Raw genomic sequence first — 9,922 nt, 5'->3', positions numbered from 1 at the left:
CGCGCCCGACCCAGGCCACGCTGGCGCTGGCCGAGCCGGCGAGTTCCGCGCCGCGCGGCGCCGAGTCGCGCAACGACTGGGCGGCGCCGCTGGACCCGCGCTTCACCTTCGACAGCTTCGTGGTCGGCAAGCCGAACGAGTTCGCGCATGCCTGCGCCCGCCGGGTGGCCGAGAAGCCGGCCAGCCCCGGCTTCAACCCGCTGTTCCTGTATGGCGGCGTGGGCCTGGGCAAGACGCATCTGATGCATTCGATCGCCTGGGCAATCAGCTTCAACGGCCAGCGCAATGTCGCCTACATGTCGGCCGAGAAGTTCATGTACCGCTTCATCGCCGCGCTGCGCTCGCAGAGCACGATGGAGTTCAAGGAATCGCTCCGCTCCGTCGACGTGCTGATGATCGACGATTTGCAGTTCCTGATCGGCAAGGACAACACGCAGGAAGAGTTCTTCCACACCTTCAACGCGCTGGTGGATGCGGGGAAGCAGATCGTCGTCTCCGCCGACAAGTCGCCGTCCGACCTGTCCGGGCTGGAGGACCGTCTGCGCACGCGGCTCGGCTGCGGCATGGTGGCCGACATCCATGCCACCACCTATGAGCTGCGCATCTCCATCCTGCAGGCCAAGGCGCAGGGTGCCGAGGTGGATGTGCCGCCGCGGGTGCTGGAGTTCCTGGCGCACAAGATCACCTCCAACGTCCGCGAGCTGGAAGGCGCGCTGAACCGGCTGATCGCGCATGCGAACCTGTTCGGCCGCCCGATCACCCTCGAATCCGCGCAGGAGGTGCTGCACGACATCCTGCGCGCGCATGACCGCCGGGTGACGATCGAGGAGATCCAGCGCAAGGTCGCCGAGCACTACAACATCCGGCTGACCGACATGTCCTCCGCCCGGCGGGCGCGCAATGTGGCGCGGCCGCGGCAGGTGGCGATGTATCTGGCGAAGCAGCTGACCTCCCGCTCGCTGCCGGAGATCGGCCGCCGTTTCGGCAACCGCGACCACACGACGGTCATGCACGCCGTGTCCCGCGTGGCCGAGCTGATGCAGTCCGACAGCACCTTCGCCGAGGATGTCGAACTCCTGCGCCGCATGCTCGAGACTTAGTTTTGTCAGGCTGCCGCTGTCCCGTTGAGAGGCGGGACGCGACGCTGGGCTTTTCTTTCGGGCTGCCGCCGTCCTGTTGAGAGGCGGGACGCGAGGCTGGGCCGGAGCGGCTGTGGTGAGTGCAGCGATTCCGTCGCGGCCCTGACCGGCAGCAGACAGAAAAGGTCCGGGGGAATTCATTCCCCCGGGCTTTTTTCTTGCGAAGCTGCCGCTTCAGACGCTTCCGAAGACTGGCACGTTGCCCTCGCTGCGGCGAACTCGCCCCGCCGCCACCAGGCGGTTCAGATGCGCCAGGGTCTCGCCCAGGGCGAAGCCGGTGGCGCGGTCCTCCTTCACGCGCGGGAAGAGCACGCCCATCGCCTGGTAGGCGGTGAGCGGCGTGGCGCAGGCGGCGTGCAGCGTGTCCAGGCGCTCGGCATGGTGGCCGGCCAGGGCGTCGATGCGGGTGTGCAGGCCGGTGAAGGGCTCGCCATGCGAGGGCAGCACCAGCGTGTCCGCCGGCAGGGCGCGCAGCCGGGTGTTGGAGTCGAGGAAGTCGCGCAGCGGGTCGGCCTGCGGCTCGCTGGCGCCGACGCCGATATAGGGGCTGATGCGCGGCAGGACCTGGTCGGCGGCGATCAGCACGCCGAGCGCCGGGCAGTGCAGGCAGGCCATTTCCGGCGCGTGGCCGCCGCCGGTCAGCACCTGCCAGTCATGGTTGCCGATGCGCAAGGCATCGCCCTGGGCGATGCGGCGATAGTGCCGCGGCAGGGCGACGACGCTGCGGGCATAGAGCGGGCCGCGCCCGGCCAGATAGGAGAGATAAGCCTCCGGCGCGCCGGCGGCGCGGGCGAAGCCGAGCTGCTGCGCCGTCATGCCCTCATCGGTGTCGAGGGCGAGGAAGCGGGCCATCAGGTATTCGGTGCGGGGCATCATCAGGGGGGCGCGGGTGCGCTCGGCCAGCCAGCCGGCGAAGCCCACATGGTCGGGGTGGAAATGGGTGGCCAGCAGGCGGGTGATGGGGCGGCCGCCCAGCTCCCGCTCCAGCACGCGGTTCCAGGCGGCGAGGATCTCCTCCGAGCGGGCGCCGGCATCGACGGCCAGCCAGCCCTCGCCATCCTCGATCAGCCAGAGGTTGACGTGCCAGGGGGCGAAGCCGAGCGGCATGCGCAGCCAGAGCAGGCCGGGGCGCAGGGCCAGGGCGTGGCCGGGTTCGGGCGCGTCGGGCGGGGGCGTGGGGGCGGCGTCGGGCATCGGGGCGTTTCCTTGTGCTTGGGCCCATCCTCGCGCCGTGGCCGCGCCGATTCCAGCCCCCCTTCGCAACGCAGCAAAGCGGTGCCAAGGTCGGGGGAAACGCCTTCGACGATCCGGGCCACGAGGAAACGCCCCATGTCCCCTGCCAGCCTCCCGGCCCCGCCCGCCCCCGCGCTGACGCTGCGCCAGCGCCGCGCCGCCGCCGGGCCGCAGGCCTACCGCATCTTCCCGCGCGCCGAATGGGCGGCGCTGCGCGCCAACACGCCGCTGTCGCTCTCGGCGGAGGATCTGGAGGGGCTGCGCGGCCTGACCGACCGGCTGTCGCTGGAGGAGGTGGCGGAGGTTTTCCTGCCGCTCTCGCGCCTGCTGAACCTGAAGGTGGCGGCGGCGCGGAGCCTCGGCCTGGTGCAGGACACCTTCCTCGGCCGCCAGGTGGCGCCGCCGCCCTACATCATCGGCATCGCCGGCAGCGTGGCGGTGGGCAAGAGCACCTTCGCCCGCGTGCTGCAGGCGATCCTGGCGCGCTGGCCGGACCATCCGAGCGTGGCGCTGGTGACGACGGATGGCTTCCTCTACCCGACGCGGGTGCTGGAGGCGCGCGGGCTGATGGGGCGCAAGGGCTTCCCGGAGAGCTACGATCTGCGGCGGATGATCGCCTTCCTCAGCGCCGTGAAGGCGGGGGAGGCGGAGGTGGGCGCGCCGGTCTATTCGCACCTGACCTATGACATCATCCCCGGCCAGAAGCAGGTGGTGCGCCGGCCGGACATCCTGATCTTCGAGGGGCTGAACGTGTTGCAGGCGGCGCCGGGCGCGCCGCTGCTGGCCTCCGATTTCTTCGATTTCTCGGTCTATGTGGACGCGGCGGAGGCGGACATCGCCGAGTGGTACATCCAGCGCTTCCTGCTGCTGCAGCGGACCGCCTTCCAGCAGCCGCGCTCCTATTTCCACCGCTACAAGGATTTGCCGGAGGCGGAGGCGGTGGCGGTCGCGCAGCGCATCTGGCGCGAGATCAATCTGCGCAACCTGCGGGAGAACATCCTGCCGACGCGGGAGCGGGCGCGGCTGGTGCTGCGCAAGGGCGCGGGACACGGGGTGGAGGAGATCTGGCTGCGGCGGATGTGAGGGCGGCCAGGCATGAAAAAACCGGCCAGAAAGCCGGTTTTTTTTCTTTCAGACCCGCGAGGTGGTGGAGCTGAGGGGAATCGAACCCCTGACCTCGTCATTGCGAACGACGCGCTCTCCCAACTGAGCTACAGCCCCACACTCGCTGGTGGCGGGCTTATCCCCGAGGTCGCAGGACAAGTCAAGCGGTCCTTGCCGCAATCGGCGGGGCTGCGTATCTCAAGGCCTCACGAGAAGGGGATGGCGATGTACGCGGTGTTCTGGTTCGTCGATCAGGCGGTCGGGCTCTATGTCTGGGCCCTGATCATCGCGGCGGTGTTCAGCCTGCTGGTGGCGTTCAACGTGCTGGATACGCGCAACCGCTTCGTCTGGGCGGTGGGCGATTTCCTGTACCGGATCACCGAGCCGGCGCTGCGGCCGATTCGCCGCTTCCTGCCCAATCTGGGCGGCATCGACATCTCGCCGATGATCCTGATCCTGCTGCTCTACGCCTTCCGCATCTTCCTGTGGACGACGCTCTGGCCGCTGGTCGGCGGCTGAGCCCAGAGCATGCGCGGCGGCTGGCGCGCGGTGGAGGGGGGCGTGGAGCTGCGCGTGAAGGCGCAGCCCAAGGCCCGCCGCGCCGGGCTGCAGGGCTGGATCGCCGCGCCGGACGGGCCGCGGCTGAAGCTCGCGGTGCATGAGGCGCCGGAGGATGGGCGGGCCAACAAGGCGATCTGCGCCCTGCTGGCGGGGGCGCTGCATGTCCCCCCTTCCGCCATAACGGTGGTGCAGGGCGCGACCTCGCGCGAAAAGACCTGCCGCATCCTGGGCGACAGCGCCCGTCTGCACGAAACTCTGGAGGGACTGGCATGACGGCCAGCATCATCGACGGCAAGGCGGTGGCCGCCACGCTGCGCGCCCGCATCGCCGAGCGCGTGAAGGCCCTGCCCTATACGCCGGGCCTGCGCGTCGTGCGCGTGGGCGAGGATCCGGCGAGCGGCGTCTATGTCCGCAACAAGGACCGCGCGGCGCAGCAGGCGGGGCTGGACAGCGCCACGATCCAGCTGCCGGAGGAGACCAGCGAGGCCGCGCTGCTCGAGCTGGTGCACCAGCTGAATGCCGACCCGGCGGTGGATGGCATCCTGGTGCAGCTGCCGCTGCCGAAGCAGATCCGCGCCGAGCGGGTGCTGGAGGCGATCGACCCCGCGAAGGATGTGGACGGGTTCCACGCCGTCAATGCCGGGCGGCTGGCCACCGGGCAGGCCGGGCTGGTGCCCTGCACGCCCAAGGGCGTGATGCACCTGCTGGCCGCCGCCGGCACCGCCATCGCCGGCGCGCGGGCGGTGGTGCTGGGGCGCTCCAACATCGTGGGCAAGCCGATGGCCGCGCTGCTGCTGGCCGCCGACGCCACGGTGACGGTGGTGCATTCGCGCACCCGCGACCTGGCCTCCGAGTGCCGCCGGGCCGAGATCCTGGTCGCCGCCGTCGGCCGGCCGGAGATGGTGAAGGGCGACTGGATCGCCGAGGGGGCGACGGTGATCGATGTCGGCATCAACCGGCTGGCCAATGGCGGGCTGGTCGGCGATGTCGATTTCGCCGCCGCCAGCCAGCGGGCGGCCGCCATCACGCCGGTGCCGGGCGGGGTCGGGCCGATGACCATCGCCTGCCTGCTGGAGAACACGGTCGAGGCGGCGATCGCCCGCCGCGGCTGAGGCACGGCGCGGTGGCGTGCCGCCACCGCATCGTCATGCGTCTGTCGCCGCTCCGTCACAGCCTCGCAGCCTGCGGCGCGTAAGCGGGCCGCCCGGCCGGGCGGGCACAGGCCCGCCGCGCCGCAGGCAGTGAGAGAGACGCAGAATGAGCCAAGGCGCCAAGCCGGTCCTCGGGGCCGCGCTGACCATCAACGGGCTGACCCGCCACCGGGACTGGATCCTCGACCGGCAGCGCGACCTGGAGATCCAGGATTTCCACAAGGCCGAGGTGCTGGACGGCGATTGGCGCCCGCAGGCCGAGCGGCTGCGCGCGCTGCTGGACGGGCATACCGGCCGGGTCGGGCTGCACGGGCCGTTCTGGGGCTTCAAGATCGACAGCCACGACCCGGAGATCCGCGCCGTGGTGCGCCGCCGCCTGCTGCAGGGGCTGGAGGCGTGCGAGGCGCTGGGCGCCACGCAGATGGTGATCCACTCCCCCTACACCACCTGGGACCACAACAACCTGGACGCCTTCCCCGGCGCGCGGGAGCAGCTGGTGGAGCGGGTGCAGCAGACGCTGCGCGAGGTGGTGGCGCGGGCCGAGGCGATCGGCTGCACGCTGGTGATCGAGAATATCGAGGACAAGGACCCGCGCGACCGCATCGCGCTGGCGGCCTCCTTCAACAGCCCGTCGGTGAAGGTGTCGCTCGACACCGGGCACGCGCATTACGCGCATGTCAGCACCGGCGCGCCGCCGGTGGATTTCCATGTGCTGCTGGCCGGGGGCGCGCTGGAGCATGTGCATGTGCAGGACACGGATGGCCATGCCGACCGGCACTGGCGGCCGGGCCAGGGCAGCATCGGCTGGCATTCGGTGTTCGCCGCGCTGGCGACCGCGCAGAGCAGCCCGCGCCTGATCCTGGAGCTGCGCGACTCGGCCGAGGTCCCCGCCGGCGCCGCCTATCTGCAGTCCCTCGGCCTGGCGGAGTGATTTTTTCCGGCTGCCGCCGTCCCCACTGACGGCGGGGTCCGGGGGGACCCTGTCCCCCCGGCGGGGTCCAGGGGCAGAGCCCCTGGCCTTGTTGTCAGCGCGCGATCGCCGCGTGCCCGGCGAAGCAGGCCATGTCCAGGATCTGGCTGACGCTGCTGCCCATGTTGACGATCTGCACCGGCTTGGACAGCCCGACCAGCAGCGGCCCGATGCTGGTGGCGCTGGTCAGCAGCGGCACCGCCTTGGTCAGGATGTGGGCGGCGTGCAGCCCCGGCATGACCAGCACATTGGCCGGCCCGGTCAGGCGGCAGAACGGGTAGAGCGCCCGCAGCTGCGGGTTCAGCGCCACGTCGGCCGCCATTTCGCCGTCATACTCGAAATCCGTGCCCTCGGCGTCGAGGCGCTTCACCGCCTCGCGCACGGGTCCGGTGATGGTGCCGCCCGGATCGCCGAAGGTGGAGAAGGAGAGGAAGGCGACGCGCGGCGTCAGCCCCAGCTTGCGCGCTTCCGCCGCCGATTGCCGGGCGATGGAGGCGAGCGTCGCCGCATCGGGGCGCTCATGGATGGCGGTGTCGGCCACCAGCACGGTGCCGGCGCGGCGGGAGAGCATCAGCGACAGGCCGAACAGCACCGTCTCCGGCGCCGGGTCGATGACGTTCATCACCCCTTCCAGCGTGGCGGAGGTGGAGCGGGTGAAGCCCGAGACCATGGCGTCCGCGTCGCCCATCGCCACCATGCAGGCGGCGAAGGTGTTGCGGTCCTGGTTCACCAGGCGCTGGCAGTCGCGGAACAGGAAGCCCTGGCGCTGGCGGCGCTGGTAGAGGAACTCGGCGTAGCGGGTGTTGCTGTCGGAGAGCCTGGCGTTGTGGATCTCGATGCCTTCCGGCAGCGGGATGCCCAGCGCCGCGACCTTGGCCATCACCCGGTCCTCGCGCCCGACCAGCACGGGGGTGCCGTAGCCGGCGTTGCGGAAGGCGATGGCGGCACGGATCACCTTCTCCTCCTCGCCCTCGGCGAAGACGACCTTCTGCGGGTTGGCGCGCAGCCGCTCGGTGATCGCCTCCAGCGCGTTGGCGCCGGCGTCGAGGCGGCCGCTCAGCGTGCGGGCGTAGCGCTTCAGGTCGGGCAGCGGCTTGCGCGCCACGCCCGATTCCATGGCGGCCTTGGCGACGGCCGGGGAGACGCGGGCGATCAGCCGCGGGTCGAAGGCGTGCGGGATGATGTAGTCGGGGCCGAAGCGCAGGCCGGAGCCGCCGCCGGCGCCCGCCACCTCCTCCGGCACGTCCTCGCGCGCCAGCATGGCCAGCGCCTCGGCCGCGGCGATCTTCATCGTGTCGTTGATGGTGCTGGCGCGCACGTCGAGCGCGCCGCGGAAGATGAAGGGGAAGCCCAGCACGTTGTTGACCTGGTTCGGATAGTCCGACCGGCCGGTGGCGATGATGACGTCATCCCGCACGGCGCGGGCCTCGTCCGGGGTGATCTCCGGGTCGGGGTTGGCCATGGCGAAGATGATCGGGTTCTTGGCCATGGAGCGGACCATGTCGGCGGTCACGGCGCCCTTCACCGAGAGGCCGAAGAAGGCGTCCGCCCCCTCCAGCGCCTGGGCCAGGCTGCGGCGGTCGGTGGCCACGGCATGCGCCGACTTCCACTGGTTCATGCCTTCCGTGCGGCCACGGTAGAGCACACCCTTGGTGTCGCACATCAGGATGTTCTCGGGCCGCATGCCCATGGCCTTGACCAGCTCGGCGCAGGCGATGGCGGCGGAGCCCGCGCCATTGATCACCAGCTTCGTCTCGGACAGCTCGCGCCCGGTCAGGTGGCAGGCGTTGATCAGGCCGGCGGCGGCGACGATGGCGGTGCCGTGCTGGTCATCGTGGAAGACCGGGATGTCCATCAGCTCGCGCAGGCGCTGCTCGATGACGAAGCATTCCGGCGCCTTGATGTCCTCCAGGTTGATGCCGCCGAAGGAGGGGCCGAGATAGCGCACGGCGTTGACGAATTCGTCCACATCCTCGGTGGAGACGCAGAGGTCGATCGAATCGACATCGGCGAAGCGCTTGAACAGCGCGGCCTTGCCCTCCATCACCGGCTTGCCGGCCAGCGCGCCGAGATTGCCGAGGCCGAGCACCGCCGTGCCGTTGGAGATGACGGCGACCATGTTGCCCTTGGCCGTGTAATCATAGGCGAGCGAGGGGTCGCGGTGGATGTGCAGGCAGGGCTCGGCGACGCCGGGGGAATAGGCCAGGCTGAGGTCGCGCGCCGTGGTCAGCGGCTTGGTCAGGCGGATTTCCAGCTTGCCGGGCTTGCCCTCGGCGTGGAGCGCGAGCGCCTCCTCGGCGGTGATGCGGGCCGTGCGGGTGTCGCCCATCGGAGGTTTCTTCGCGTCGTCCATGGCATTCTCTTTCCGTGCTCGGCCTGCCTTTATGTCGGCTGGCGCGACCGGGCGGAAGCCAGCCGCTTCGCAGGTGCGGAAAGACGGCCGCGCTCCCGCTACTCCGGCGGCACGCGGCGGGCCATGAAGCGGGCGATGGGCGGCGCCAGCAGGATCACCAGGATCAGCCGCGCCACCTGCAGCCCCATGATGAAGGAGAGGTCGACCGGCGTGCCGGCGGCGATGATGGCGATGGTGTCGATGCCGCCCGGGCTGGTGGCGAGGTAGGCGGTGAGCGGGTCGATGCCGAGCCAGACCACCAGCAGCGCGGCGAGGCCGCCGCAGAAGGCCAGCAGCACCAGGATGGAGAGCACGACGCGGCTGAAGGCGCGCGCGGCCGCGCGGATGATGGGCCGGGTGAAGCCCAGGCCGATGCGCCAGCCGACCAGGGCGTAGCAGGCCGCCAGCAGCCATTCCGGCAGCACGATGGTGAGCAGGCCGGCAGCGTGCAGCACGGCGCCCAGCAGCATCGGCGTCAGCAGGGAGGCGGCGGGCCAGCGCAGCAGCCGGCCCAGCGCGGCGCCGCCGAAGGCCACGGCCAGCGTCGCGGCGAAGGGCAGCAGCGGCAGGGCGGGGAACCAGTCATGCGGCGGGCGCTCGCCCGCGCCGGCGCCCCAGAGCTGCGCCACCAGCGAGGCGAAGCCGGCGACGAAGACCACGCGCAGATACTGCATGAAGGCGACGAGCCGGATATCGGCGCCGAAGGCCCCGGCCAGCAGCGTCATGGCATTGGCGGCCCCCGGCGAGGAGCCCCAGATGGCGGTGGTGCCGGGCAGCAGGCGCCAGCGGCTCATCAGCCAGCCCAGCAGGGTGGAGGCGGCGATGGTCGAGAGGATGATGCCGAGGAAGACCGCCCAGTCGGCGGCCAGCGTCACCAGGATCTCGGCGGTGACGGCATTGGCGATCAGCATGCCGATCAGCGCCTGGGCGCCGAGGAAGGGCAGCGGCGGCACGCGGGCGGTGGCGCCCTGGATGCCGAACAGGATGCCGGCCAGCATGGGGCCGAGCAGCAGCGCGGCCGGCAGGCCCATGAGGTCCAGCGCGCCGCCGAGCAGCGCCGAGAGCGCCAGCAGCGCCGCCCATTGCGTGGGCACCGACCAGCGGGAGATCAGCGGGATGTGCATCAGCCCGGCCGCGGCGAGGGCGGGCGCGGGCGGGGCGGTGTCATGGGCGGCCCTTCGCGGCGGTTGTGCGCCGCAAGGTGAGCCTGAGAGCGGGACCAAGGCAAGCTGGTCCGGCGCGGGAAGGATGCCGCGCCGGGTCGATCACGGAACCGGTCGCGCACACGCCGGCGCGAGGCGGGGCCGGTGGCGATCAGCGTGTGGAGCGGCGGTGCGCGCGGGCGCGTGGCGCCGGGGATGCGGCCCAGCCG

At 71.2% G+C, this 9,922-nt stretch carries 9 protein-coding genes and 1 tRNA gene; 6 read left to right on the top strand and 4 right to left on the bottom strand.

What is annotated here, in order from left to right:
- Nucleotides 1–1,100, top strand: a 1,100-nt coding sequence (gene dnaA, locus HMPREF0731_RS11650) for a chromosomal replication initiator protein DnaA (protein WP_007004329.1), incomplete at its 5' end; no start/stop codon positions are given.
- A gap of 213 nt (nt 1,101–1,313) precedes the next feature.
- Here the strand turns inward: dnaA and HMPREF0731_RS11645 are convergent.
- Nucleotides 1,314–2,333 (bottom strand): MBL fold metallo-hydrolase, encoded by a 1,020-nt coding sequence (locus tag HMPREF0731_RS11645; RefSeq protein WP_007004328.1) that lies wholly within the window; start codon nt 2,331–2,333, stop codon nt 1,314–1,316.
- 135 nt (nt 2,334–2,468) lie between these two features.
- Here HMPREF0731_RS11645 and coaA point away from each other — a divergent pair, with 135 nt between their 5' ends.
- Nucleotides 2,469–3,455, top strand: a complete 987-nt coding sequence (gene coaA, locus HMPREF0731_RS11640) for a type I pantothenate kinase (RefSeq protein WP_007004327.1) — start codon at nt 2,469–2,471, stop codon at nt 3,453–3,455.
- A 62-nt stretch (nt 3,456–3,517) separates the two neighbouring features.
- Here coaA and HMPREF0731_RS11635 read toward each other — a convergent pair.
- Nucleotides 3,518–3,593, bottom strand: a tRNA-Ala gene (locus HMPREF0731_RS11635).
- A 102-nt stretch (nt 3,594–3,695) separates the two neighbouring features.
- On the opposite strand from HMPREF0731_RS11635, the gene HMPREF0731_RS11630 reads away from it, so the two are divergent.
- From HMPREF0731_RS11630 to HMPREF0731_RS11615, 4 genes are all read left to right on the top strand, one after another.
- Nucleotides 3,696–3,995 (top strand): YggT family protein, encoded by a 300-nt coding sequence (locus tag HMPREF0731_RS11630; RefSeq protein ID WP_007004326.1) that lies wholly within the window; start codon nt 3,696–3,698, stop codon nt 3,993–3,995.
- A 9-nt stretch (nt 3,996–4,004) separates the two neighbouring features.
- On the top strand, nt 4,005–4,310 hold the full coding sequence (locus HMPREF0731_RS11625) for a DUF167 domain-containing protein (protein WP_007004325.1): 306 nt from the start codon (nt 4,005–4,007) through the stop codon (nt 4,308–4,310).
- Nucleotides 4,307–5,149, top strand: a complete 843-nt coding sequence (gene folD, locus HMPREF0731_RS11620; protein WP_007004324.1) for a bifunctional methylenetetrahydrofolate dehydrogenase/methenyltetrahydrofolate cyclohydrolase FolD — start codon at nt 4,307–4,309, stop codon at nt 5,147–5,149. Before HMPREF0731_RS11625 ends, folD begins: the two co-directional genes overlap by 4 nt.
- A gap of 145 nt (nt 5,150–5,294) precedes the next feature.
- Nucleotides 5,295–6,119 carry a sugar phosphate isomerase/epimerase family protein gene (locus HMPREF0731_RS11615; RefSeq protein ID WP_007004323.1) on the top strand — a complete coding sequence of 275 codons (825 nt, stop codon included), beginning with the start codon at nt 5,295–5,297 and terminating at the stop codon, nt 6,117–6,119.
- Between the two features lie 94 nt (nt 6,120–6,213).
- Here HMPREF0731_RS11615 and HMPREF0731_RS11610 read toward each other — a convergent pair whose 3' ends face one another.
- Both HMPREF0731_RS11610 and HMPREF0731_RS11605 read right to left on the bottom strand, forming a co-directional pair.
- On the bottom strand, nt 6,214–8,487 hold the full coding sequence (locus HMPREF0731_RS11610; RefSeq protein ID WP_040613047.1) for an NADP-dependent malic enzyme: 2,274 nt from the start codon (nt 8,485–8,487) through the stop codon (nt 6,214–6,216).
- A 122-nt stretch (nt 8,488–8,609) separates the two neighbouring features.
- A complete protein-coding gene (locus HMPREF0731_RS11605; protein WP_007004321.1) occupies nt 8,610–9,674 on the bottom strand; it encodes an AbrB family transcriptional regulator in 1,065 nt (354 codons plus the stop codon).
- Between the last annotated feature and the right edge of the window lie 248 nt (nt 9,675–9,922).

The organism is Pseudoroseomonas cervicalis ATCC 49957 (assembly GCF_000164635.1).
GTDB lineage: Bacteria > Pseudomonadota > Alphaproteobacteria > Acetobacterales > Acetobacteraceae > Pseudoroseomonas > Pseudoroseomonas cervicalis.
This window is presented reverse-complemented; position numbering and strand designations above follow the sequence as displayed.

Excerpts from the sequence above, each read along its gene's own strand:
- HMPREF0731_RS11645 (WP_007004328.1), bottom strand. The coding sequence starts at position 2,333 with ATGCCCGACGCCGCCCCCACGCCCCCGCCCGACGCGCCCGAACCCGGC.
- coaA (WP_007004327.1), top strand. The coding sequence starts at position 2,469 with ATGTCCCCTGCCAGCCTCCCGGCCCCGCCCGCCCCCGCGCTGACGCTG.
- HMPREF0731_RS11630 (WP_007004326.1), top strand. The coding sequence starts at position 3,696 with ATGGCGATGTACGCGGTGTTCTGGTTCGTCGATCAGGCGGTCGGGCTC.
- HMPREF0731_RS11625 (WP_007004325.1), top strand. The coding sequence starts at position 4,005 with ATGCGCGGCGGCTGGCGCGCGGTGGAGGGGGGCGTGGAGCTGCGCGTG.
- folD (WP_007004324.1), top strand. The coding sequence starts at position 4,307 with ATGACGGCCAGCATCATCGACGGCAAGGCGGTGGCCGCCACGCTGCGC.
- HMPREF0731_RS11615 (WP_007004323.1), top strand. The coding sequence starts at position 5,295 with ATGAGCCAAGGCGCCAAGCCGGTCCTCGGGGCCGCGCTGACCATCAAC.
- HMPREF0731_RS11610 (WP_040613047.1), bottom strand. The coding sequence starts at position 8,487 with ATGGGCGACACCCGCACGGCCCGCATCACCGCCGAGGAGGCGCTCGCG.
- HMPREF0731_RS11605 (WP_007004321.1), bottom strand. The coding sequence starts at position 9,674 with ATGCACATCCCGCTGATCTCCCGCTGGTCGGTGCCCACGCAATGGGCG.